Source organism: Geitlerinema sp. PCC 9228, from assembly GCF_001870905.1.
In the GTDB taxonomy this organism is placed as follows: Bacteria; Cyanobacteriota; Cyanobacteriia; order Cyanobacteriales; family PCC-9228; genus PCC-9228.
Window position 1 is genome coordinate 1 of sequence record NZ_LNDC01000117.1, and the last position, 25,376, is coordinate 25,376.

The 25,376-nt window shown below is 47.0% G+C and carries 24 protein-coding genes and 1 CRISPR repeat array; of the genes, 16 read left to right on the forward strand and 8 right to left on the reverse strand.

Annotated features, from left to right (window positions below):
* Positions 1-291: 291 nt before the first annotated feature.
* Positions 292-516: a hypothetical protein gene (locus AS151_RS21580; RefSeq protein ID WP_139240647.1), complete on the reverse strand. Its 225-nt coding sequence runs from the start codon at positions 514-516 to the stop codon at positions 292-294.
* Between AS151_RS21580 and AS151_RS12780 the strand changes: the two genes are divergently transcribed.
* The 8 genes from AS151_RS12780 (at position 515) to AS151_RS12815 (ending at position 10,846) form a co-directional block, all read left to right on the forward strand.
* A complete protein-coding gene (locus AS151_RS12780; protein WP_071517450.1) occupies positions 515-2,317 on the forward strand; it encodes a hypothetical protein in 1,803 nt (600 codons plus the stop codon). The two genes, AS151_RS21580 and AS151_RS12780, sit on opposite strands and share 2 nt — an antisense overlap.
* Positions 2,318-2,360: 43 nt before the next feature.
* Positions 2,361-3,326 carry a DevR family CRISPR-associated autoregulator gene (locus tag AS151_RS12785; protein WP_071517451.1) on the forward strand — a complete coding sequence of 322 codons (966 nt, stop codon included), beginning with the start codon at positions 2,361-2,363 and terminating at the stop codon, positions 3,324-3,326.
* Between the two features lie 80 nt (positions 3,327-3,406).
* Entirely contained in the window at positions 3,407-4,120 is a 714-nt protein-coding gene (locus tag AS151_RS12790) for a hypothetical protein (RefSeq protein ID WP_211517590.1), read from the forward strand.
* On the forward strand, positions 4,098-5,144 hold the full coding sequence (gene cas6, locus AS151_RS12795) for a CRISPR system precrRNA processing endoribonuclease RAMP protein Cas6 (RefSeq protein ID WP_084639562.1): 1,047 nt from the start codon (positions 4,098-4,100) through the stop codon (positions 5,142-5,144). Before AS151_RS12790 ends, cas6 begins: the two co-directional genes overlap by 23 nt.
* Positions 5,134-5,718: a CRISPR-associated protein Cas4 gene (gene cas4, locus AS151_RS12800; protein ID WP_071517452.1), complete on the forward strand. Its 585-nt coding sequence runs from the start codon at positions 5,134-5,136 to the stop codon at positions 5,716-5,718. The genes cas6 and cas4 overlap by 11 nt, the downstream gene beginning before the upstream one ends.
* The gene (gene cas1d / locus AS151_RS12805; protein ID WP_071517453.1) at positions 5,719-6,696 is read left to right on the forward strand and encodes a type I-D CRISPR-associated endonuclease Cas1d; all 978 of its coding nucleotides are present in this window, start codon (positions 5,719-5,721) and stop codon (positions 6,694-6,696) included.
* Positions 6,693-6,986, forward strand: a complete 294-nt coding sequence (cas2, locus tag AS151_RS12810; RefSeq protein ID WP_071517454.1) for a CRISPR-associated endonuclease Cas2 — start codon at positions 6,693-6,695, stop codon at positions 6,984-6,986. Before cas1d ends, cas2 begins: the two co-directional genes overlap by 4 nt.
* Before the next feature lie 213 nt (positions 6,987-7,199).
* Positions 7,200-10,184: direct repeats of the CRISPR family, unit length 37 nt; unit sequence CTTTCATTCCTAAAAATCCCCGCAAGGGGACTGAAAC.
* A 299-nt stretch (positions 10,185-10,483) separates the two neighbouring features.
* Positions 10,484-10,846, forward strand: coding sequence for a DUF4870 domain-containing protein (locus tag AS151_RS12815; protein WP_071517455.1), 363 nt, complete (start codon positions 10,484-10,486; stop codon positions 10,844-10,846).
* A 119-nt stretch (positions 10,847-10,965) separates the two neighbouring features.
* On the opposite strand, the gene AS151_RS12820 is transcribed toward AS151_RS12815, so the two are convergent.
* Together AS151_RS12820 and AS151_RS21585 are read right to left on the reverse strand one after the other, a co-directional pair.
* On the reverse strand, positions 10,966-11,955 hold the full coding sequence (locus AS151_RS12820) for a hypothetical protein (protein ID WP_071517456.1): 990 nt from the start codon (positions 11,953-11,955) through the stop codon (positions 10,966-10,968).
* Between the two features lie 220 nt (positions 11,956-12,175).
* Positions 12,176-12,421, reverse strand: a complete 246-nt coding sequence (locus tag AS151_RS21585) for a hypothetical protein (protein ID WP_139240648.1) — start codon at positions 12,419-12,421, stop codon at positions 12,176-12,178.
* A 77-nt stretch (positions 12,422-12,498) separates the two neighbouring features.
* On the opposite strand from AS151_RS21585, the gene AS151_RS21590 reads away from it, so the two are divergent.
* Positions 12,499-13,491, forward strand: a complete 993-nt coding sequence (locus AS151_RS21590) for a hypothetical protein (RefSeq protein WP_139240649.1) — start codon at positions 12,499-12,501, stop codon at positions 13,489-13,491.
* A gap of 306 nt (positions 13,492-13,797) precedes the next feature.
* On the opposite strand, the gene AS151_RS12830 is transcribed toward AS151_RS21590, so the two are convergent.
* On the reverse strand, positions 13,798-14,367 hold the full coding sequence (locus tag AS151_RS12830) for an iron transporter (protein WP_211517591.1): 570 nt from the start codon (positions 14,365-14,367) through the stop codon (positions 13,798-13,800).
* Positions 14,368-14,785: 418 nt separating this feature from the next.
* Here AS151_RS12830 and AS151_RS12835 point away from each other — a divergent pair, with 418 nt between their 5' ends.
* Positions 14,786-15,232: a tellurite resistance TerB family protein gene (locus AS151_RS12835; RefSeq protein WP_071517459.1), complete on the forward strand. Its 447-nt coding sequence runs from the start codon at positions 14,786-14,788 to the stop codon at positions 15,230-15,232.
* A 102-nt stretch (positions 15,233-15,334) separates the two neighbouring features.
* On the opposite strand, the gene AS151_RS12840 is transcribed toward AS151_RS12835, so the two are convergent.
* Entirely contained in the window at positions 15,335-16,384 is a 1,050-nt protein-coding gene (locus tag AS151_RS12840; protein WP_071517460.1) for a glycosyltransferase family A protein, read from the reverse strand.
* 806 nt (positions 16,385-17,190) lie between these two features.
* On the opposite strand from AS151_RS12840, the gene hpsE reads away from it, so the two are divergent.
* The 6 genes from hpsE (at position 17,191) to AS151_RS12870 (ending at position 21,838) form a co-directional block, all read left to right on the forward strand.
* Positions 17,191-18,186: a hormogonium polysaccharide biosynthesis glycosyltransferase HpsE gene (gene hpsE, locus AS151_RS12845; protein ID WP_071517461.1), complete on the forward strand. Its 996-nt coding sequence runs from the start codon at positions 17,191-17,193 to the stop codon at positions 18,184-18,186.
* 129 nt (positions 18,187-18,315) lie between these two features.
* A complete protein-coding gene (moaC, locus tag AS151_RS12850; protein WP_071517462.1) occupies positions 18,316-18,795 on the forward strand; it encodes a cyclic pyranopterin monophosphate synthase MoaC in 480 nt (159 codons plus the stop codon).
* A complete protein-coding gene (locus AS151_RS20805; RefSeq protein WP_084639564.1) occupies positions 18,773-19,840 on the forward strand; it encodes an NTP transferase domain-containing protein in 1,068 nt (355 codons plus the stop codon). Before moaC ends, AS151_RS20805 begins: the two co-directional genes overlap by 23 nt.
* Positions 19,841-19,908: 68 nt before the next feature.
* Positions 19,909-20,160 carry a MoaD/ThiS family protein gene (locus AS151_RS12860; protein ID WP_071517463.1) on the forward strand — a complete coding sequence of 84 codons (252 nt, stop codon included), beginning with the start codon at positions 19,909-19,911 and terminating at the stop codon, positions 20,158-20,160.
* A 5-nt stretch (positions 20,161-20,165) separates the two neighbouring features.
* Positions 20,166-20,612, forward strand: a complete 447-nt coding sequence (locus AS151_RS12865; RefSeq protein WP_211517592.1) for a molybdenum cofactor biosynthesis protein MoaE — start codon at positions 20,166-20,168, stop codon at positions 20,610-20,612.
* 20 nt (positions 20,613-20,632) lie between these two features.
* Entirely contained in the window at positions 20,633-21,838 is a 1,206-nt protein-coding gene (locus AS151_RS12870; protein ID WP_084639565.1) for a molybdopterin molybdotransferase MoeA, read from the forward strand.
* A gap of 213 nt (positions 21,839-22,051) precedes the next feature.
* On the opposite strand, the gene AS151_RS12875 is transcribed toward AS151_RS12870, so the two are convergent.
* The 3 genes from AS151_RS12875 to AS151_RS22550 all read right to left on the reverse strand — a co-directional run.
* Positions 22,052-22,258, reverse strand: coding sequence for a hypothetical protein (locus AS151_RS12875; RefSeq protein ID WP_071517466.1), 207 nt, complete (start codon positions 22,256-22,258; stop codon positions 22,052-22,054).
* A gap of 164 nt (positions 22,259-22,422) precedes the next feature.
* Positions 22,423-24,921 (reverse strand): CHAT domain-containing protein, encoded by a 2,499-nt coding sequence (locus AS151_RS12880; RefSeq protein ID WP_071517467.1) that lies wholly within the window; start codon positions 24,919-24,921, stop codon positions 22,423-22,425.
* A partial coding sequence (locus AS151_RS22550; RefSeq protein WP_211517593.1) for a hypothetical protein occupies positions 24,878-25,376 on the reverse strand: 499 nt, incomplete at its 5' end. The genes AS151_RS22550 and AS151_RS12880, both read right to left, overlap by 44 nt.

A 25,376-nucleotide genomic window follows, 5' to 3' on the forward strand; every position in this document is an offset into this window, starting at 1 on the left:
CGGGGATGGACTAGCATAGCTAATCCATCTAGGCACACCCAATGAAGCGAGAATCTCACGAATTCTATTCGTGAGAGTGTCAACTCTGCCATGGGTACAATATTCCCATTGAGGAACTCATGGCGGTTTTCTGCCTCTAGCTTCAGAACGGAATATGTCTAGAAATTTGGAAACCCTGTAGGGGCGGTTCGCGAACCGCCCCTACCAATTGCATCATATACACGTCAAGTGAAAACGCTATATCCCCAATTTCCCTTTCGGCAAGTTCAGGGCAAGTCTTAAAAAGGACTGTTATGTTGTGGAATTGTAAATTTTTATGAAAAAAAATCTTAACCAGCCGATGAAAAAGCATTGCCTTTTTGCCAAATCGCCCCCTCCTAATTTTCTAAAATCCCCACCAACAGCAGAAAAGAGGCCGTCAAGAACCATCGCCAAAATTAGAACCCCCCAATTCAAAATAAATTTATAATAGGGATAGTTTGTTTGAACTCTTGGTTGCGAGCCAATAGCATCCATGATTCGTACTCTATTCGTTCCCAAAACCTACGGCAACTGTGCCGACCCTTTCCTGACGCTGGGGTTAGCCAATTTGGTAGAATTTGCCCAGCGTCAAACGGAAAACAATCCCACCGTACAGCTTATCGATGCTGGCAGTCAGTATCGTCTGGAACTTCAAACCCCCCTCGATATCGATGCGATCGCGCGTATCGAGTATGCCAATCCCTTTCCCCCCGTTGTCGGTGCCAAAACGGAAAAAAAGGACCAACTTCCCGCCGAAACCCCCGTTTTTAACGCCGTAGAACAGAAAGAGATTCGCAAACAATATCGGGACTATCTTTACCAAAGCGGTGGCAAACCTGAATGGGAAGAAGATGCGCCCAAACCCGCCGATCCGCGCACGCAAAACGCTACCTTGCTAACTGCCATGCGCCACGATCGCAATCATAATAGATTGTGGTTGGAGGCATGGAAGCTACGAGATAGCTACGGTTTGCTTCTAGCAAGCATTTTCCGCGCCTACAGCCAGCCAAGTTGGGAAGCCGGAGATAGACCCAGCGATCGCGCGGCCCAATCTCTCAAGAAAGAAAACGCACTCAAATTGCCTAACTCCGATAGTGCGGTTAAAGTTTACCAACCGACCGCCGTAGAAGGAATGACGCGGGTTAAAACTGATGCTCCTAGTTTCAAATCTCAAAAAGAAAATTGGCTGAACTTGTGGCTCATTGCCAGCGGTTTCTTTCACTTTGCCCTGTCCGAACAAGTAAAAATCGCAGAAAAGAAATACGATTGGCGGACCGTGGCCTTATGTCCCCAAGATATTTCTCTGGCAGCCTACCGCCAAGTTCTCGATCGCCTCCGCCAGTACAACCCACCCGGCGGCGGACACGGCATTGCCAGATTTGATGCCGAACTGGTGCTAAAATTGGCGCGGGAACTGCTCGACTACCACGCCGCCAAAGCACAAGATACCCCCAGCGAGGGTTGGGATATTTGGCAGCGATCGCTCAATCGATTTGTGAGCCGATTTCATGGTACCCACTTTGGTTCCAAAGGGCAAGTTTATGGCGTTCAAGCAATCTTTTCCCTGGGACTTCCTAGCTGGATTTCCCCAGAAAACTACAACGAACTCCTTGACTACCAACAAATCCTCGACGAACACCTTGCTGTCATTCGTGGCTTATCCGCAGAAGCAGGACACGCAGAACTTCTCAATGCTTACCGAGATTTTATCACTGGAAATAGCCTAACTGCCTTTTTCCCCTTTCAAGTCAAATACGCCGACTATCTGGTTAAAAAACTTGCCGATCCCCACGCTCCAAATCCTCGCCAGTTTTCCAAACACGGACTCGATCTTATGAGCAAAAAAGACGTACGATTTACCCAAATCACCCAAGACCCCAGTTTTCTCCGTATCGCCAAAGCCATCAACCAAGCAACTGTCCATGCCGGCAGAATTCAAACTCGCAACGGTGAGGTAGAACTCGACTGGCAGCGCAATTACGGACTGGCGCAGCAGTTGAGCAGCCAATCGGGTTCTAAAAAAGATTTTGTTTGCGCGATCGCGGATTTTCTCGCCAAATACGAAAACGAAAACCTGCGCATTTCTGAAGACAAAAATAAGACGCTCAAACGAGTTTGGCCCACCAAAGACGATCTGGACCGACTCATCGAACTCATCGACGAATTCGACACGGTGCTGGTGGCAAATTTATTGGTGGCTTACGGTTACGCGCGTTGGCACAAACCCAAATCGGATGCTGCCAGCGAACCAGCTGAAGCAGCCGAGGAAATCGAAGTAACCCCCGAAGACTTTTAAGTATTGTCAAAAATTCAAATTTTAACCATTCAAGGAGAGATTTATGGCAGACAAAAACCAATTTCCCGTTTATTCCATTTCCCTCAGCGGCTTGCTTTCCTGGCAGCTACACGCTCTCAACAACGAAGGCAGCGAAGGCAACCAATCCATGACCCGCCGCTACTACCTCATTCAAAAAGGCATGGCAGAACCGGAATACGTCAACGGCGTTTCTGGGGATATGCTCAAACACATTCAAGCGGAACACTTACACCGAATTGCAACCGAACAGAATTTACATTTATCCGAAGGTGGCAAACAGTTTGACCCCGATCGCGTGGGGTGGGATATAGAACACAATACCGCTTTCTTTAACAAAAACGAAAAAGATTTAACCACCAAAACCGGCAAAATTTTGCAAACCTGTACCCTCAGCGATTTAGAAGGGTTTATGGTCACCGAGAAAAAAGGACAAACCCTCAAACGCGAGTCGGTTATCGAATTTGGCGCGGTGGTTGGAGTGCCTACCCAGGTCAAAACCCAAAGTTACTTCCATGCCAAATACGGCGTAGAAGAACCCACCCCTTACAACGTGCAAGTAAGTTCCGGACTCTATGCCACCGTAGCCAACATCGAAGCGTTCCGCATTGGTTACAACCCCCACAACTTTGCTTATGCCATCGATCGAGACCAGCGCAAGCAACGCCTGGATGCTTTGCTAACCAGTTTGCTGTATACTTACTTGCAACCCAACGGTGCCAAACGCAATACCAACTTACCCCACCCCGATTATTTTGAAGGCGCGATCGCAGTGAGTACCCGCCGCTGTCCGGCACCTATGGTCAGTGCCTTACAAGAGGGATACTTGCGCCAACTGGAAAGTTTGACCGATACCCTCAACCAAATCAACGGCGAGGGAACTATTCGCCTGTATTCTTTTGAAACCATGGCCGAATTTGCCGATTGTATCAAAACCCTGATGGACGCAGCTTCCCCTTGGGAAAGCGATCGCGTTGAGGCAATTGAATAAGTTTTTACTTGAAAAATTGGGGTGTGGGGAACGTGGTTTCCCCATTTTCCCCTTCTCGACAATTTTTTGTTATCGAACGTATGAACTGGATTACTGTTTCTTACCAACCCGTTAGCCTATTTTCCCTCAAACGTTCTGATGCCACCAATATGGCAGGACGCTCGAATTTGGTACCAACCCCCTACGCAATCAAAATGGCTTTGTTGAGAGCTACTATCGAAAGGGAGGCAGCCAACCACCACCAGGAATTCCAAAAATGGATTGAGGCGAAGTTTCGCTGGATTCGCGATTTGCAAATTTACATACAACCGCCGGAACGTTTGGCAGTTAACCGCAATGGTTACAAATTACGTTACTACGACCAAAGCACCAATAAAGCTGATAGAAAGGCTGGAAAAAATCGCGCAACTGTAGCGCTGCAAGATGGATTTGTATTTCGGGAATGGGTACATTTCGACGGCATTTTGCGGATTTGCTGCGGCCCCGGCGACGACTTATTTCAATTGGAAGAACTGTTTGCTCAAATTAACTACTTTGGCAAGCGCGGCTGTTTCTTTCAATATTTGCCCGATCGCACGGAACGCACCTCACAACCGCAATTCCAACCAAACCCAGAATCGGGATTTACCGTGCAACCTATGGACGATTTTGGCAAAAAAGCCACGTTCGACCGCATCAATCCCTTTTCCCAAACCCAGGCAAAAGAAAATTCCGATCGCGTAATTTCTTCCGGTTTGCTGCCTCTGCGACTTGTTGCCAGTACTGCGCGCTATGATTTCTACGAACGCCTGTAATCCCACTGCGATCGCGTTGGTTCTCAAACCGGCGACGACAACTGCCGATCGCTCTTTAGAAGCCTGGCTGCCGGCGATGGCAGAACCACCCCGTTGGATTGAAATCTTTCAAAAAAATGGCGTGAAGCAGGTCATGCCTGTTTTCCGCCAGCAAAACCTTTATTCCCAACTGCTGGAAGCGATCGCAGGGCAACTTAGCCTTCCCCCCGTGGTGAAATGGGAAAATCGGGACTACGAAATTGTTGGCGTGGAGGTCAATCGCAATTCGCTGCACGTTCTTACCCTGTCGTTTGTCATGGATTCTCCCTCGGATGTTCCCGATCCTCAGGCAGTTCGAGATTTATGCTGGCAATGGCTGGCTGCTGCCAATCCTTCTCCGATCGCCAATTGGCAACCCCATCAAAAGATGCCTTGGATAGCTGCAACCTATCCCCTGCAGGGTCGCCAAGCATCTGGTAACGAAAATCGCTGGCAGTTGAAAATTTCTCTACTGGATGGGGATTTGTTGGTTCCTCTGTTATGGGGATTGTCGGCGGATGCGGGGAAAGAAATCTCCCTGGCTGGGATTCCTATCCAACTATCGCCGCGCGTCAACCTTGTAGCTAGCAATACTTATACAAAGGTAACGCAAGTTCCCCCGCAAGAAACCATCACTTTGCGTTTTCTGTCGCCAACCAGTTTCAAACAACAAGGTAACATTCAGCCGTTTCCCCTGCCAGAATTGGTATTTGGTAGTTTGCTGCGTCGTTGGCATCAATTGGCACCGCGATCGCTACAATTACCAGAAGTAGATTGGGAAGGCTGCGTATCTGCTTTGAATGTAAAAACCAAAACTTGCCAGCTCAATCGGACCCCTCAAATTGGTTGCGTGGGTTGGGTGAGCTACCGTTTTCACGATCCGGAACAAGCACGTGTGGCAACGATTCTGGCACATTTTGCTCAATTTGCTGGTGTAGGACGCAAAACAGCTTTTGGGATGGGACAAACCATCTTGAAACAACAAGGAGGCTCCCATGATGGATGAGTATCTTCCCCTTGCCTATCTCAATGCTTGGGAATACTGCCAGCGGCGGTTTTATTGGGAATACGTTCTCGGCGAAATGGCGGACAACGAGCATATTTTGCTGGGTCGCCACTTACACGAAAATGTTAATGAAGCGGGAGATAGCATCGAAGGGGATATGTTGGTACACCGCCAGCAGTGGGTATGGAGCGATCGCTTGCAGGTCAAAGGAATTATCGATGCGGTGGAAGAAAAAGACGGTCAACTGGTTCCTTTGGAATATAAAAAAGGAAAAATGGCGCGCCATCTCAACGACCATTTTCAACTGTGTGCGGCGGGAATCTGTTTGGAAGAACGTACTGGCAAAACGATTGCTGCTGGCGAAATTTTTTACCACGGCAACCGCCGCCGGCAGCGTGTAAATTTTACCAAAGAATTGCGGCAGAAAACCGAAAACGCGATCGCTCAGGCACGAGCAACTGTTTTTCAAAAAATGCCGGCACCCACTGTCAAAAAAAATAAATGTACCGATTGCAGTTTAAAAACCATTTGTTTGCCCTTTGAAGTTCGACAACTATTGAGCGAGGAATCCTAAATGTCCGTTCTTTATGTTTTGCAACCGGATGCCATTTTGAACAAACAATACGAAGCCTTTACCGTTGCCTTGCAGCAGGAAGATGGCACCTGGAACAAGCGTTCCGTTCCGGTACAAACCGTGGAACAAATTGTGCTCATGGGCAACCCACAAATCACCGGTGATGCATTAACCTATGCTTTAGAACTTGGCGTTCCAATACACTATTTATCGGGATTTGGCAAATATTTAGGCAGTGCTTTGCCTGGCTATTCCCGCAACGGTCAGCTACGTTTGGCGCAATACGAAGCTTATTTCAATACCACTCGGCGATTGGAAATTGCCAAAACCATCGTAGCTGGTAAATTGCGCAACCAACAGGAAGTGCTCTCCCGCAGCGGTTGTACCGACAATTCCCTCAAAGCATTGCGCAAGAAAGTTTGGTTGCAGTCCACTCTAGATGAAGTACGGGGAATTGAGGGCATCGCCGCCAAGGAATATTTTGGTTTTCTTTCTCAAATTATTAAATCCCCCTGGACATTTTCCGGTCGCCACCGCCGACCTCCCACCGATCCGGTCAATGCTTTGCTCAGTTTTGCCTACGGTTTGTTGCGAGTACAAGTGACTTCTGTCGCCCACATGGCAGGTCTCGATCCGTATATCGGCTACCTCCACGAAGCCAACCGCGGACAACCAGCGATGGTTTTGGATTTAATGGAGGAGTTTCGTCCTTTGGTGGCCGATAAATTGGTCCTTGCGATTTTAAACAATAAAGAAATTCAACCGCAGGATTTTGAAGAAAGTTTGGGTGCTTACCGTCTTTCGGACTCGGCTCGAAAAACGTTTTTGCAGGCATTCGAGCGCAAAATGAAAGATGATTTCAAGCATCCCACATTTGAGTATCGCTGTACGTACCGACGCGGCATTGAGTTGCAGGCGCGTTTGTTTGCTCGTCATTTGCAGGAAGATCTTCCATACAAAGCTTTGGCATTGCGATGAGTACGTTATTTTATCTGATAATCTACGATTTGCCAGATTCCAAACCGGCAAACAAACGTCGTACCCGCCTGCACAAGTTGCTTTCTGGCTACGGTCAGTGGACGCAGTACAGCGTTTTTGAGTGTTTTTTAACGGCGAAGCAGTTTGTACAGTTGCAGGTACAGATTGAGAGGTTAATTAAACCGTCGGAGGATTCGGTGCGGATTTACATCTTGGATGCTGGTGCGATCCAGAAGACGATTACCTACGGTTCGCAAAAGCCTAGACAGGAAGATGCAATTATCTTATAATGAAAGCAATTTCCGACGAACCTAAGCGGAGGCAAAAACCCCGGGGGGTTCGTCGGAAACGCCAGAACCTAGACAATTCAATCGTTTCAGCAGTTTCAGTCGGAGCTTTGTTGAGAAAAGGGTGCCTTTGTTGCTTCTCAAGAAGCGTTTTTATTGAACCTCGTCGGAACGGGGTCTGAAATCCTTTTATCGCAAGCTTTGCGAGCGTCAGCTCTTTCATTCCTAAAAATCCCCGCAAGGGGACTGAAACAGATAGAGGAACATTCACTTCCTCTTGGTCGGCGGCTTTCATTCCTAAAAATCCCCGCAAGGGGACTGAAACTCAGGACAGCCAAAGAAACGTCCATATAGCCCACTTTCATTCCTAAAAATCCCCGCAAGGGGACTGAAACCCATAAAGCACGACCTGATGCTGTAGCTTCTAGCCTCTTTCATTCCTAAAAATCCCCGCAAGGGGACTGAAACTGGATCTCCAATAAAAAGGATCTTCTTATTGACAGGACTCTTTCATTCCTAAAAATCCCCGCAAGGGGACTGAAACACAATCTCAGGTGTCCATCGCGACGATGGATCGACTCTTTCATTCCTAAAAATCCCCGCAAGGGGACTGAAACTCGCCTAGGGTTTGAGAAAGGCTGCGCGATAACATCTTTCATTCCTAAAAATCCCCGCAAGGGGACTGAAACATTTCAATTCTGGCTACGCACGCGCCCGCCAGCTTTTGGCTTTCATTCCTAAAAATCCCCGCAAGGGGACTGAAACAGAGTCTCTAACGCGGGAAAAACAAGCCGAATCGCCGTCTTTCATTCCTAAAAATCCCCGCAAGGGGACTGAAACTCTCCGATCTGCCGCAAGCTTCCGGCGAAACTTATTACGCGCTTTCATTCCTAAAAATCCCCGCAAGGGGACTGAAACGAGTTACCCGAAACCAAGCGCCAAATAGGGTTGGACTTTCATTCCTAAAAATCCCCGCAAGGGGACTGAAACTATCTACTCATTCGCTGCGGCGAACGGCTTTAACCTCTTTCATTCCTAAAAATCCCCGCAAGGGGACTGAAACATCAACTTGTTTTTTGACATGGCTAAGGTGCTGGCTTTCATTCCTAAAAATCCCCGCAAGGGGACTGAAACCCCATTGTTGAACGAGCATGGAAATACCTCGGCTGACTTTCATTCCTAAAAATCCCCGCAAGGGGACTGAAACACTATATCCGAGTGAGGCTTATAGTAGTGTAGTCTTTCATTCCTAAAAATCCCCGCAAGGGGACTGAAACTCTCCTGAGTTGATGACTACAGTTTCATCCGAGAATCTTTCATTCCTAAAAATCCCCGCAAGGGGACTGAAACCCGTTGGCTAACTATGCCGGTTAGCACCCCCTTAATCTTTCATTCCTAAAAATCCCCGCAAGGGGACTGAAACATCGTCAAGCGCCCCCTTGAGCTTAGCTGCTTCCTTACTTTCATTCCTAAAAATCCCCGCAAGGGGACTGAAACTCAGTATCCCAGATAGTATCCCCGATGTAGTTAGTCTCTTTCATTCCTAAAAATCCCCGCAAGGGGACTGAAACAAAAAGAGTCTCCGTATCGGTCTATCGGATCCTCTATACTTTCATTCCTAAAAATCCCCGCAAGGGGACTGAAACAAGAGAAAGAAGATTACGTGAATACTCTTGTAATGCTTTCATTCCTAAAAATCCCCGCAAGGGGACTGAAACAGCTAGATAAAGCTAGATAGAGCGGGGGGCACCCTCTTTCATTCCTAAAAATCCCCGCAAGGGGACTGAAACTAAATACCTAAGTTTATCTTGTTGTAGAGTCTATACTTTCATTCCTAAAAATCCCCGCAAGGGGACTGAAACGCTCATCTATATACGTGGGCATACCTAGCTAAGCAACCTTTCATTCCTAAAAATCCCCGCAAGGGGACTGAAACTGGATACAACTTTACTCTCCCTACGAACAGATACGCTTTCATTCCTAAAAATCCCCGCAAGGGGACTGAAACTCTCTTTCCACTTCCTAATATCTTTCTCAAAAACTTTCATTCCTAAAAATCCCCGCAAGGGGAGTGAAACTCCTTTAACCGCCCCTGCTGTTGCGCGGGCAATTGTTGAGCTTTCATTCCTAAAAATCCCCGCAAGGGGACTGAAACGAAAACTTCTGGTATTTAATCCGTGAGTTTTAGCGTACTTTCATTCCTAAAAATCCCCGCAAGGGGACTGAAACTCTCATGACTAGTACTACCGCTGAATACTCTATCTGGTCTTTCATTCCTAAAAATCCCCGCAAGGGGACTGAAACCCCACAGCAGCCGGAAGCTTGGCAGCGGGGCGTTGCCTTTCATTCCTAAAAATCCCCGCAAGGGGACTGAAACCAAGGCCCCATCAATTCTGTCTCGATTGAAGCCGAGACACTTTCATTCCTAAAAATCCCCGCAAGGGGACTGAAACTTGGCAAGCCTGACCGTATTATGTAGCCTTTGACAATCTTTCATTCCTAAAAATCCCCGCAAGGGGACTGAAACTCTTCGGAACTCGGGAGGCGACTGTGCCAGGATTTTATCTTTCATTCCTAAAAATCCCCGCAAGGGGACTGAAACCGTTAAAGCGATAGAGAGACATCTATGGAATTTGTACTTTCATTCCTAAAAATCCCCGCAAGGGGACTGAAACTTATAGCTTGGGGCAATTATTGGTTTAGTTTATTTTTCTTTCATTCCTAAAAATCCCCGCAAGGGGACTGAAACAGGCCCTCCCCCAAACGGGGGCTGTGGTCCCGGCCAACTTTCATTCCTAAAAATCCCCGCAAGGGGACTGAAACTTGATTTTCATCTTTATGTAGTTGTGTTCCTTTTCTATTCTTTCATTCCTAAAAATCCCCGCAAGGGGACTGAAACAAGCAGTTATTTTTGCAAAAACAACGCAGAATAACCCTTTCATTCCTAAAAATCCCCGCAAGGGGACTGAAACTAGTATGCTGGTTAATATTTCAGGTGCCATCGATGGCACTTTCATTCCTAAAAATCCCCGCAAGGGGACTGAAACCAGAGCGTGACTGGCGGGAATAACAAGACCGTGCAACTTTCATTCCTAAAAATCCCCGCAAGGGGACTGAAAAAGTGGTAAGGGAATAGTACGAATGTTACCATTATCTGGTTTACTCTTTCATTCCTAATACCGTTTCCTGAAAAATCTGCAAAAAATAATTGGGGTCTTTTTGTAGGGACACTCGCGAACCCCCCCTACCAGGGGAATCGGGCAATCCAAAAAAAAACATTGTTTTTCAGAAATGGTATAAATCCAGTTAATCACTCCCTTCAAAACTTTGGTCTAGCCACCAATGAAATTGGGTAAGACCACGAATTAACTCCTGTTGAGAACAAAGTTGCTTTCATTGAAATGAAATCCCTATGGAAAATCAGTTTCATATTAGGTAAAACGCCCTGATAACATCCACTTAGTGGAAAAACTCTTGGAAGGGAAACATTAGATCTACCAATGAAAAATCAGCACCATCACATACCAGATAAAGATGAAAGGACGTGGGCAAGCTTATCGCACCTTGGCTTTATCGCTACCCTAGTGGTTCCATATGGCAACCTGATTGTCCCGCTTATTATCTGGATCGTTTATAAAGACCGCTCTTCCTACATAGATTACCACGCCAAGGAAGCCCTGAACTTTCAAATAACCCTCTCCATAGGATTGACGATTGGCTTTATTCTTGTTTTTGTTGTTATCGGTATCTTTCTACTCTTGATTCTTGGGCTGCTTGGATTAATTTTTGCAATTATCGCTGCCGTCCAGGCCAACAAAGGAGAATACTACAAGTACCCATTCAACCTGCGCTTGATTGAGTAAGGTAGTAAGTTCTCATAGGCTGTACGATCGATGTGGAAGGGCAGATGTCAGCCTGGATGTGGCTTTTAGCCGTAGCCGAGTTTCTATTCAGCGAGTGGAGACTTTTTCTCAATCAATTATCAATTGTCAACGAAGCGCCGTACCTTCCCATAAGCTAGATAACTGCCTCCATGACTTGCTTCCTCCACCTTATCGACCACATACAACATCCCCTCAACCCGAATCGTTTGCGGGAAACGCACGTTATAGTCTGGATTGTAGCCCTCAGACACCACTCGCGCCCGTAATTTTTTCCCCTCACGAACGCATTGAATTAACACACCTCCCCCTACCGTATCCGTCGTTTCTAGTTCCTGCCAGGATCCCGTAGCTTTTACCAATGGAAGTTTTTTTGGTAACAACAGGCGGCGAATTTTGCCCAAAGGACGGTAGAACTTGCCATTGCTGGACAACTGCACCCCATCCACCACATAAGTCTCTCCAGCTTCCCGAATACTGCGCGGAAATTGCACATTGAGTTCGGGATTGTACCCCTCAGAAATTACCCGAACTCGCAGTTTCCCCGATATCTTCTCGCAGCGTAACAAAACCCCGTTTGTGGCTTCTGTTAGGGGGTCCACTTCCTCAGTCTGGCCGCTCGATTTTATAGGATTGCGATCGCAAGATCCCTCTTCTCCATCCCCCAACAAAACCTGATGCCGTTGTTTGTAAGTTATTGTTCCTGCACCGTCAACATAAGTATAGCGATTCAGATAGCCAAAATAGTCTTTTCCTTCTCTAATAAAGACCTCACTAGAGCGGCCAAACTGCCATCGGTTAAACCCTGCATTAAAGCCAAATCGTTCGGTATGTTTCCCATCAACCCAAACGATTCTCTGAAATTGTCCATTTTTGAACGAAAGGCGCGCTCCTTGGTTATGGCGAGTATATTGGCTCAAATAATGAAATTCAACCTCCTCCGCCGGAATGGTTTCCTCTCCCTCACCTTGAAGTAATGAGGGGTCGTAGGTGAAAAATCCAGTAAATTGACGGCCGGTTAGCGAGCCTGAAAGAATATTTACAATAAAGTCGTAAGTAATTTTTCCTGGTGGTTCTTTTTTGGGTTGCACCGTTCTCGTCTCCTCCTAATACTACGATATGTTAAGGAAATGGGTAGACATAATAATGAGAATTTCCATTCAATTAGGGTCTCCAGCGAGTGGAAACTCTTTGTATCCTAATTTTAGACGAAAATTGACGGGACCAAGGTTTCCATTCAATTAGGGTCTCCAGCGAGTGGAAGCACCGATCGCACGTGCCTTGACTCCAAATTTTAACTCTTGTCTCCATTCAAGTCTCCACTTGCTGGATAAACCAGGAAGCTGCAACGCGAGTGGGAGAACTAGAAACCTTCCCAGCACCAGCCGTACCAGTTAATAAGAATAATAATAAAAGCTGGAGCGATCGCATAAAAAGTAAATTTTTAGAATGTAAAAGTAAGAACAACGATCGCGTTGGGTAGCGATCGCATTCTGCCCACCTTTCACCTACAATTAGAATGGAACTCAAAAGCGCGATCGCAACGGATGAAGCCATAGCTACCACTTGAATTGAAGCCTTGGGGGAAGCCGAAAATAACGATCGTAGCGATCGAACGACCAATGAATAAAATTATGGTATCGTCTATTCTCCTTGAGCCTCACCCCCTACAAATAATGCTAGTCGGGCAATTAAGTTCCCTACAAATACTAGGATTGTTGATAATTATCATTCCTGCAATCCTAGTCCTAGACGGTTATAGATTGTTACAATATTTCAATAAAATTCATGACTCGAATTCCCGTCCCCCTTTATCCCTTATTCATCCCCTAATCGAAAAATTTGCCCTGTCTTCACCTCCTTCTCTTGCTCCAACCGGATATCATTGCTATCACTATGATTCTGGTAAACCTTACCAAACCGACCAACTCAATAAACGGGATAAAATTGGACTGGTAACATTGACCAGCTTTATTTTTGTTGCGTTAGTACTCACTAACTATTGGATCCCCCATATTGAGGTGTTTTTTAGTACCATTTTTTCTGCACTAGCATTTTATGCCATGCTGCGATGGGGAATTCGAGCTAACTTTACCTATCAAGCCAATTTCCAATCCAGTTTATTTATTTTGTTCTGCTCTTTTCTTCTGGGACATTTTGCAAGTCGTCAGATGGTCAGTATTTCCCCTTCCTTACTCTCTACCAGCACCAGTGTAGGAATAAAACTTGGGGTTAATTTTGTCCTATTACCCATTTTCCTCAGTGGCGTTTTAGCACATCTATTGCGACTTTTTATAAATAAATCTTCCCAAGATTCGGGGCATTCAGAAATTTACTGTGCGAGTTGTCAACACCCCATGCAATCTGTTGCCGAGAATACCCTGTCAAATTATTTGACGCAAGCTCAAAATGATGCTGTGAAGGGAAATAGCAAACGCTTTGAAGCTTTATATTGTCCTCATTGTTATCCAAACCCAACGCCACGCACAATTCATCTATTGGAATATGAAAAATCTGCTCCCGGAACATCTCGCCATCGCCGCTCTCACACATCCCGTCGTCGCTCTCGCACATCTGGGGGGAGTTCAGTAGGAGGAAATGGAGGTAATGGGGATGGGGATACTTAACGTGTCCCCTATTTTTGCCAGGTTTCGCTTTAGAAATTTTGTAAGGTGGATCAATAAACAACGATTAACAAGGATAATTGGCAAACTGACTGCTAGAACCGCCATCAAAATTACAATTTTATCAATTGAAATTCCCTCTGTAGGGTGAATTCGCAAATCGATCCTACAAAATTTTCGTCGTCTATACACATCGAATTTGGTATCGATCGATATAATAGCGAGTTTCTATAAACAGAGTTCCCCAGCACAGGAGAACTCCTAGATTTTAGCATTCCCAACAAACGGTATTTCTAGAAACCGCTAGCGTTACTCTACCGGTTGGCTGGGATATTCAAACGTCCACTGTACGGTGAAAGGTTCCCACCAAGATGGTACCCCTGTTTCCTCATCGGCATGGCGGAAAAACCCTTGAGCCGAAGGCGGCGTCAGGTAATAAGTAAGGCGGTATGTTCCCGGACCGTTCATGGGCACATTATTGGCATAGTGGGGTCCGTCTTGAGCAACCATGGGCAACATGGTTCCCGTATGCTGCCAATCGCTGCCAACTTTCTCAATCGTATAGTTGCAGGTGAGATAGGGAACCCAAGCTCCCGCTGGAAATCCTTGCTGGTTGTTCTCAGTTGCCGCAACATCACACTCCAGATGGATGGTATTGTCTCGGGGTGGGATAGGAGGCTCCGGTTCCATTTCGATGGCTTTTAGATAAAATGCACCTACTTCCAGACCGTTCTTTTGCACGGGTTCGCCAATATAGAACTCACTGGCTTGGGCAACATTGGTAAAGGTGAATAGGGAACTGCTTCCCACGGCAATTGCGAGTGCAGTTCGGAAAAATCCCATAATAACCTCCATTCCATTGACTATATGTCTCATCATTTCACAACTGCATTGTAATTGCAAATTGTTCTCTTTAAGCATTCATTCCATTCATTGGTCGGGACATGCACAAGTCCCATAAAAAAATTGATTTCATTATCGATTGGGATGCATAATTGCAAATTATTTTCTTTAATGTTGGTGCCATGAGAGTCTTCTAGAACCTCCAACCAGTGGAGGGTTTTTTATCCTGGTCCTCTAAATAAGTGGTACAGGCAAAAGCCAATGGCAAGGGATAATTACTTGTTTTCTTGAAGTTATTTGAAAACTTTGACGAGGAATAATAATTTACGTAACAAAAACGAGATAGGTCCCGAAAATTTGCTACTGCGCGGATAAAATAAGTGTAATCGCGATCGCTTTTCCCATCTTCTAGTGAGGATTTAGGGTCGCTTTTCATTCAAAGAGGAACCAAATTATGGGATTATTTGACCGAGTATCTGGAACCCGACGGACGACCGAATCCAATTTCAGTCCTGCCGAAGCCTATGCTGCCATTATGCTGGTTGCTGTCGCCTCCGATGGTTATTTGTCTGACGACGAAGCTCAGGGGCTGTCTACTTCTTTGAGCAGAATGCAGCTGTTCAGAAGCTATCCTGGCGATGTCACCCGCAAAATGTTCGATCGCTTGTTGTCTATCCTTCAACGTCAAGGAATAAAAGATCTGCTCAACATGGCACTAGCAGTACTTCCGCACGACCTGTACGAAACGGCTTTTGCCATGGCCACCGACTTGGTCTTAGCAGATGGTGAGGTGACTCAAAAAGAAGAGGAACTTCTCAACGACCTCCATCGCGCTTTAGAAATTCCAGAAGAAGAAGCAATTAAAATTATTGATGTCATGGTAATCAAAAACCGAGGATAGATTTTCATCTCCTAAAATTGCCGCGATCGCTTCTTTTAGAATAACAAGTAAGCGATCGCTTTTTTACCAAAAGCGAAACCAAAAACTTGCAAAATACAAACTTCAATCCAGCAACGAACTCAATCTGTACAGCCAATGTGGTTCTTTGGTAAATAAAGCATTAAACTGAGTGATTGACCTTCCTAAATTGACAAGAAATTGCGAGAATATAACAATTGGTAGTGCGACAATAATCTGGATAACCGGTAGTTGATATTCCTTTTTATAAATATTTATCTGTTTTAAGAAATAGGAATATTTATGTTTGATTCTCTGCCAAATAGGTTTCTTTTGGTATGCAGGCGTTTGATTTGTTTGCGTTACGGAATAAACTACTTGTTCTGTTGTTTTTGGGCAAGATTCTAAATTATTTTTATTTTGTTCCTGGGGGATAGATAAATAACGATCCAACCAATAATTGTCATGTCCCATAATTAAGAAGCGAAAGAAATAATAAGTTATATTTTGCGGTGGTAAGTGGCAAGCTCTGGCCATTTTATTCAACCAAATTTCATGCCCATTGGCGGTAATGAAGCGAGCGTGAACGCTGCAAATTCCTCTGAAAAGTTTTAGCTGGTCAGGTAAAGGATTTTGCAAGAGAAAATTCCGTTTGAAAGCCACGTTGTTAAAGTAATAAAGATTGCTTTTCACTAATGTTCGATCGCTTTGGCTCCTGTGTAGAATATAATTAACTGCGATCGCTAAAGAATATATCCCTTTCACATCAATAACAGTTTCTCCCCTGACGATTTCTATATCGGGGTGGTTGGCAAACGTGTGGAGTATCGTTTCCAACCATTGCCGGTTGTAAACACAATCGGAATCGCAAAAAACAACAATCTCTCCTGTAGCTTTCTCTGCTAGTAAATTTTTAGCCTGATAGTAGGTTGTTTCCCGCTCTAAATCGATACACTGAAGATTGGGAATGAGCGTTTTAATGGATGCAAGGATTTTTTCAGGAATAAGGCCATTATTACCGATAATAACTTCCGTTGCTGTTGTTATGCTGACTGTTTGATTCAACAGGGAATCAAGCATATTTTGAATTTCTTGCGGATCGCAGCTTGTTAAATTTTCAGATTCGATAATTAAACTAAAAGATGGTAAATTCATGGGTTGCCTCCTGGTTGCATATGGTTTTGAAAATTTAGCAAGATTTCCAGCTATATTGGGTGCATTACGCCAAAATAAATCGCAATAGTGTAATGGGTTTTAAGCTACTTCAAGCGACTGAGATTTTATATGATTCTTTAGCTAGTCGGAAAATTTTACCCCAAAGAATGGAATAAAGAAATGATAGGTTTTGAATTGGTAGACACGCAGCATAGCATCGTATTCTAAAAGATAGCGATCGCATTTCAGCCACTTACCACACCCTTATAATGATGGATGCTTTAAATTGATATTTTGCAGAGATTTATGAAAACAGCAAAAGTTTGCCTAGAGCGCAATCTTCTGCATTATACTCTATAAAAGCAGAAACCAGACTTTTTTGTTGAAAACTTTAAGAAACTACTGAGTTATTTAAAAATTTTGTAAAGCCATTGTATCCATTCTGGCTAGCATTTCATAAAAACGCGATCGCCTTCAATATTGTCTAGTTTTTGTATTAAGGAAATCTTTAAATGTTATGTCTGGCAAAACTTTATAAAAACGGTATCCAATGAGATGCCAACAGACCTGGAATTGAACTTCCATACCATACCCCGGATAGAGGCAAGGAAGCGTATTTACGTGTAAACCGCCAATTTCTGGCTTGCCTTCTTCACTAGATAGTTAATTATATTGAGATAACTATTCGTTGCTTGACGTTTAGACATTAGACTAGTATAATGCAGTTTAATTATTTACGTAATAATACAACTGTCTTGGTATCAGATTCATAATTTCATTAAACTAAACCGGGAGATCGATAAAATATGCTTGACTTAACAGTTGCTATTCGTGCCTACAACGCAGCGGCTCGATTGCCAGAAATTCTAAACAAACTAAAGATCCAAGTTGGTACAGAAGTAATAGATTGGGAAATTATTGTAATTGATAACAATAGCCGCGATAATACAGCGCAAGTTATCCAAGAGTACCAATTTACCTGGAATGAAAGGTTCCCTCTCAAGTATTTTCTAGAAACCAAGCAAGGTTCGTCCATTGCTAGAAGAACGGCTATGGAAAAAGCAAGGGGTTCTTGGGTAGCGTTTCTTGACGATGATAATTTACCTGCCTCTGACTGGGTAGCCAAAGCATATTCTTTTAGTAAATCTTATCCCCAACTTGGTGCCTATGGGGGACAAATTCACGGAGAATTTGAGGTGGAACCCCCTCGCAATTTTTGGAAAATTGCTGCTTATTTAGCCATTGTAGAGCGCGGTCAAAAACCTTTTCGCTACAGCCAAGTATTACCGCCAGGAGCTGGGATCGTCATTTCAAAAAAGGCATGGTTGGATAGTGTTCCTCAGACATTGTTCCTTGTTGGTCCGGAAGGAAAATCTTTACATTCTAAAGGAGAAGACATGGAATTTCTAGCTTGCTTGCAGAACTCCGGATGGGAAATCTGGTACAATCCTGAAATGCATATTACCCACAAAATACCTTCTTGGAGATTGGAACGAGAGTATTTAATTTCTTTAATCGTTGGTTCGGGATTGAATAGATTTCATATTCGGATGATACGATTGCGCCCTTGGCAAAGACTTTTGGCTTTTTTTCCCTACTTGATTTACGATTTCCAAAAAGCTTTATTATATTTTATCAAAAACTTTGCCCTACTCAAAACGGACACCACGACCGCTTGCGAAATGGCACTCCTTCTGAGTATTTTCATAAGTCCTTTTTATCTTTGGAAAAAATGGATTGAGCAAAAGGTAAAATCTATGGCGACCAATATGGTAGCGAAAAAATCAGAATTGATCCCATGAAAAGCAGCGATACTCGCTGTTTGTCGGAGGTCGGCTATTTCCCTTCCTTGATTTCTTTGGGCAACTTGAGAATAGCGCCCAGATGGTTACAATTAGAACCATAAATGTCCCCTTTGGGAGGTCGTCTCCATGTCCAGCCATATCGACGAAGCCAACCAACCCCGCATGGTCGATGTTGGCGACAAAGCAGCCACCGCACGCACCGCCAAAGCGCGCAGCCGCATTGTCGTTGGCAATGACGTGATGGCCATGTTGGAAGACAACGAACTTCACAGCAAAAAAGGCCCCGTCTTACAAACCGCCATTATCGCTGGTACGATGGCTTGCAAGCGTACCTCCGAATTCATTCCCTTCTGCCACCCGCTACCCATCGAAGACTGCAGCATCGACATTGCCGTCGATCGCGAAAACCAAGCCATTGTTATCGATTGTACCGTCAAAGTCCATCACAAAACTGGCGTGGAAATGGAAGCACTGACCGGTGCCAGCATTGCCGCTTTGACGATTTATGATATGTGCAAGTCCGTTACCCACACCATGGTGATTGAAGAAACCAAATTATTGGAAAAATACGGAGGCAAAAGCGATGTCAACCTGCCGACAACCTAATTATCGCTGGCCGCGTTCTTTTTACTACAATCCCTTTGAACTGGCTATCGTGGGTAGCGAACCGGAACGTTGCCGGCAAATCGCGCGATCGCTCGCGCAGTATCGGTGGCACCACCTAGGGGAACGCATGGCGGTGGTCGATTGCACCTATCAGAGCGCACCTGCAACCCCTCACGCCTCACCCCCGGAACTGCAATACACCACCAGTGGCTTTCACCTCCACCGACACGAACAATTTGACCGCTACCATAACAACCGTTGGCTAATCGATATGGATAGCGTCGCGATCGCAACCTGCGAAATTCCCGACAGCATTCCCTGCATTTTTGTTACTTCCGCTACAGAAAAAAACACCAACCCCACCATCTGCGTTGCCCTCACCGAAGATACCGCAGACACCGCCAGCCTCAGCGCCCACATCGATCGCTACTGGCATGCCCAAACCACAACCATCCCCATCCACGGTTTGGTTCTCGCCGGCGGATACAGCACTCGCATGGGACAAGATAAAGCCACCCTCAACATACACGGTTGCAGCCAGGCGCGCTACGCTGCCGATTTACTAGCTGCCCATTGCGATACCGTATATGTATCCAAACGTACCGACCAAACCATGCCCGCCGATGCAACCCACTATCCCGTTCTCCCAGACCGCTATCTCAACTTTGGTCCCACAGGAGGCATTCTCTCCGCCCAGGATACCGTACCAGATGCCGCCTGGTTGGTTTTAGCCTGCGACCTACCCTTTGTCAGTGCCAACACGCTGGAATTCTTGCTGCACCACCGCCATCCCCAACGCTGCGCCACCGCTTTTCGCAACAGCCAAAACAATTTTCCAGAACCCCTGTGCACCATTTACGAACCCAAAAGCCGGTTTGCTTTTCACCAGTTCCTCGCCCTGGGTTCCCAATGCCCGCGCCAAATGCTCAACAATTCCCCAACTGCCCTTTTATCCCAACCAGATGCCCGCTGGCTGACCAACATCAATACCCCCGAAGAGTTAGCGGCTGCCCGTCAGGCTTTGCAGGAATCGCCGGTTTCCTAAGCAACTGGCGCGGTGGTTGGTAGCCTCGAAGTGCTAAGCTTTTCTATAGTGCCAACGCACAATTTGCGATGACCGAATCCCGTCCCTTAACCATCAAATATTTTGCCCAACTGCGGGAAGTACGAGGTCTGTCTTCGGAAGACCGGCAAAGTACCGCAGCTACGCCGGCGGATTTGTACGCCGAACTGCAAAATCAGTATGGCTTTTCCTTACCCCAGGAACGCTTGCGGGTTGCTATCAACGACCGCTTTGCCGAATGGTCCGATGGGCTGCAGGCGCACGATACCGTTGCTTTTATTCCCCCGGTTGGTGGAGGTTGATGCCTATGTTTTTTGAACTGACGGATGCAACCATCGAACCGCAACGCTATCGCCCCAAACTCACAGATTCGGGGGCAGGTGGCTATGTGAGTTTTGAAGGGTGGGTCCGCGATCGCAATGAGGGACAAATCGTCACCGCCCTGGAATACGAAGCCTATCCGGAATTGGCGCAACACGAAGCCCAACGCATTCTTTCCGAAGCCTACGCACAATTTCCCATCCGTGCCATTGCCTGCGTTCACCGCACCGGTTACTTGCAAATTGGCGAGTTGGCTGTTTGGATCGGCGTCAGCGCCACCCACCGCCAAAGTGCTTTCCAAGCTTGCGAGTACACCATCGACCAGTTGAAGGTGCGGTTGCCCATATGGAAAAAAGAATACTATCAAAACGGGCATTCCCACTGGGTCCACTGTTCCCACTGCGCTGCCAAAGCCGCCAGCAGCAGCCAATGAACTTCCAAGAAATAAGTTAAATGATGATTTCTGTTGCCGAAGCTGAGTCCATCGTCACCCAATGCCAACCTACATATCCTATTGAGAAAGTTCCTTTAGAACGGGCATACGGTCGGGTTTTACGCGAAGATGTGTTTGCCGATCGCGATTTGCCGCCATACAATTCCGTAGCCATGGATGGTATTGCCATTGACAGCACGGCCTGGCAGCAAGGTCTGCGTTCTTTTCCCATTGCCGGTACCCAAGCTGCTGGCGACCCCCAGCAATCTTTGCCTGCTGCCGATGCCTGTTTGGAAGTGATGACAGGAAGCGTTCTGCCGCAGGGGGCAGATGCGGTGGTGCGGTATGAAGATGTGAACATAGATGGCGATACGGCCCGGGTTGCCGATGGGATTGCTGTGGAACCGATGCAAAATGTTCGCCAACAAGCAAGCGATCGCCAACTTGGAGAAAAACTCTTATCAGCTGGCTATAGATTATTTTCGCCACAACTAGCCATCCTTGCTTTTGTCGGTCATGCCCGAGTCAAAGTAGACAAACGCCCCTCTATTGGCATTGTCTCTACCGGCAACGAACTGGTAGACATCGACCAACCCGTTCAACCCCATCAAATTCGTAGGTCAAATACCTATGCCCTCCAAGCCAGTTTGAACCGCCTGCACTATCCGGAAACTTGTCTGTATCACTTAAATGACGAGCACGAATCTCTTGTAGAAGGCTTGAGAGAAATTCTCAATAGGCATGATGTCCTTTTAATCGGCGGTGGCGTTTCCCGGGGGAAGTACGATCTGGTCCCGTCCGTTTTGGACAAACTGGGCGTCACTACACAGTTTCACCAAGTTCGACAACGACCGGGAAAACCCTTTTGGTTCGGTACAGCAGCAGGCAACACCCTTGTATATGCCCTTCCCGGTAATCCGGTTTCTGCACTTACTTGTTTCCACCGCTATACCTTACCGCAGCTGCAACACTCTGCCGGTAGTAAGGAAATTTCCCGGGAATGCGCTGTTTTGAATTCAGACATTCGTTTTCTCAAATCGCTGACTTTATTTCGACCGGTGAAGATTGTGAGGAAACAAGAAGGTACAATATTCGTAGAACCAGTTGCCTATCGCAATTCTGGGGATTTGGCGGCGCTAGCCGACAGCGATGGTTTTGTCGAACTGGATGCCGAGGTAGAAATGTTCCCTACCGGTTCCATTGTTCCTTTTTACCGGTGGACGTGATCCTATAATTTTCGCTTTTTTGGGTTTGAAATTTGTAAAAGAGGCAGTGTTGGTACGAGAAGGCTGCGTGGGACAAGCTTTTACTTAGAATCGGGTAGCGAGGAAAAAATACGAACAATCGAGGGATTTGCTGCTGGTTTTGTGGTTGTGTTGCGATCGCGTAGCCATTGACACCGGTTCCCATTTCGATAGCTGTCGATCGCGCGCAGAGATTTATATTTCGTTGTCAACTTGAAAGCGACCGCGAATCACAAAACGCAACAATCGATCGATGGCGCGGCGTTCTTCCTCGCTCAAAGAGTCATCTAATGTAGCCGCCATCAACCCGTAGCGATCGCACAGGTTAAGACGACCGGTTTCGCTAGCAGAAGCCATAATGTCGTAGACTGCACCGGGAAGCAATTCAATTTGAGGAATCATGGTGGGAACCGCTGAACTCTTATAATTCTACTATCGCTAATAAGAGCAGATTTACCAGCGATCGATTCCCCTAAACTAGAGTGAATTCGATCGAAATTATTTGCGATCGAATTCACATTTTCCTGGCGATCGCCACACCTCCCAACCGCGATCGCGATCGTATGCTACGGTGCAGATACCTGCAGCAACGCCTGCCAATCGGCCACCGCAGCTTCATTCCACATCCACTCATCTGCCAGAGCATTGGGAGTAAACGCCAAAGGCTCCTGCTGAATAACAGTTTGCCGCAGTTGAACCGCCCGTTCAAGTTTGGACTGTCGCTGTGCTGGCGGTTGTTCGTCTGCCGTTTTCAGCAACACCAACGCCGAACCTGCATATGCCGTCAAAGCAGCCGGTTCTTGAGGGCGCTCTTCCAACAGTTTCAAAGTTTTCACCCAAGCATTGGCAGCCTGTTCGTAATTGCCATTGGCATAGTAAGCAAACCCCAAAGCATTCTGATACTCAGGAACATTGGACTGTTGGTTGGTGGCAGCCTCCCAATAGCGTCGGGCATCATCGGCACTGTAGTCGGGATTGTCTGCCTGGGCAAACTGCCAAGCCAGCCGCCCGCGCAAAAAGAGCAACAACGGCTCCTGTTGCTGTTGGTTGGAAGCCGCCGACAAAGCCGCTTTAGCCTGTTGTAACGCACCGCGATCGAGCAGAGCCACCACCGCTTGGGCACCCGCTTCCAGCCGATTCTGACTGAAATCTTCGATAGCCGCAGCCACCACCTCACTGGTACTGCCTTGGGCAAGTTCTTCCGGAACCGGAGATTGGGAAACCACAGGGGGCGATGGATTGGTCAGTCGGTTCCCACCATTGGGACTTGGCGCGTTGTGCCATATCCAGCCACCCGCCAAAGCCACTGCCAACGCACCTCCCACAGCCCCGCCGTACCACCATCGCCGTCGGGAAGAGTTGGGAGTTGGGGAAGGTTTTGGTGTCGCTAGTTGCTCGGTAGTCGGCGATCGCCTGGCCAAATTTCCCGTTTCCTGAGGCAATTGCGGTTGCCGATTCTCCCCAACCGCCGGCGTGCCTGTCTGCTGGGGTAGTGGTTCGGAAGCAGCAAATTTCAGGGAATGGCTTTCATCGCCAGCATCTGTCGTCATCTCGCTCTCGTCAGGGGATGGAGATGGTTCCTCGGTGAGCTGTTTGAGCAAGTCCGCCACCACCGCCGCATCGTCAGCATAATCCGGTTCTTCCGGAAATTGGTCCTCCAACAAACCGCCCCATTCCACCTCTTCCATTTCGGTGGAGGGTTCTTCTTCCTGCCAGGTAGTTGCCGCCGATGCCGCCGGCGCTTCTGTTTCTGCCTGGTGCCATTCTTGCCTTTCTCGCGTCCAGCTCAAATAACCATCAAATTCCGGATGTAAGTGCAGCGTTGGCAAAGCCCAGTAAATTTGATGGGAACCGTAAGCAGAAATTAACCCCTGACGCGCCCGGTTTAAACTCAGATCGATGGGATATCCCTGAGCGAGATTGCGATAAAACAAACGGCTCAGGGTCAGCGCCACTTCATCGGGGATGCGTTCTGCCATCGCCAATACCGCCTGCATGCCGTAAACAACCAGCGATTCTGCCAAACTGCGTACTGGGTCTTTGCCAGCTAACTCCTCTACGGTAGGTGTATAGGCACCGCGACAGGAGTTAAACACCGCCAGTTGGATGCCATTGTTGGCCAGCAATCCCGCCAAATCATCCCCACGTAGGGTTTCTGTCAGACCGGTTTCCCCGCTAACCAAATACAAATACCCACCCCGCGGTCCTACCCCTCCGTGACCGGCGTAGTGCAGCACTTGATACTGCCCCTGTTCCAACGCTTGGGTGAGCTGCTGTCGGTTGGGTTGTTCCAAAATCGTTAGTTGGATGCGGGATTTGCTGCCTGGGGCACTGCCAGATTCCCCCTGAGGTTGCAACTCCGCGCGTAGCTGTTCGCATTCTTCCTTTAACTTTAAATTTTCGCGATCGCTCGGGGCCGACAGAACCATCAACACCCGCAGCGTCGCGGAGGTGGGCGTGGAAAATATTTGCGGGTGGCTGGCGTTGGGTTGGTAGCGACAGAAGGTAATATCGGTTCCCGTAGCCAACGTGCGATCGCTGCCGCGGAGAGTTTCCCAAGGCAACCGGGATAAGCGATCGCTTTTCAGACCCAAACGCAACCGCAGCAACTCCCGCCGATGCTGGGCAATCCCCTGAGCCGTCAGCCAACTATCGCGAATCGTCCCTTGAAACAAAGCATCGTACAATTGCCGCCCCAACGCCACCAATCCCTCACTGGCATCCTCTGCAACCTCCTCCACCTCATCATCTGGCTCCATATCCCCTTCATCTTCTTCCTCCGGCTGAAAATTCTTCAACCACTCTTGTTCGTCATCAAAAAAACCGCCGCCTGCTGCCGGACCTTGACGGTGTTTTTCCGAGGAACTGGAGATCCAACTACCAGTTTGAGCTTGCCAACCCACCAGGGGATGGGCACTTGCCTCCCGTACGCGATCGAGCCACTGGTCCACCGGCCAGACCACCTGTTCTTCCGCTAGGGGAACCCCAGGTGCTACTTTTTCCGTACGCACCAAATATTCATCATTGCCAACTTGGGTGACGGAGAGGTGAAATTCTTGAGTCACGGTTCAGTGCACTCCTGCGAACACAGTTTGCTTGTTGCCCGGGCTTCCTTCCACAACCAAAAAAGGTATGTTTCTTGGAGCGTTGGCTTTTTACAGAGAATGTTGGCGAACCAGCCAAGACAGACAACCGGCCGAGACAAACCAATTTTTTATAGCGATTTTCCAGAGACAACAAACAACCATTACCAATCAAAAAGGCAAGCAAGCCGATCGCTTCCATTGTGACAAGTATTACAGGAGACGGGTAGTTTTCCCATAAAGTTGCTTGCCAACGATCCGGATATCTCCTTTTTATTCTAGAAAACAAAAACGGTAGATGGAAGTAGATGCACCCTGATGGTCCGATCCTGACTCCCACGGAGTCAGGATTTTTTTTACGGCGTGAATCGGGAGCTTGAAAGCCCTGACTTTTTAAAGCAGGGATGAAAAGCGACCCGGGCGGCTTTAGCCGCCGT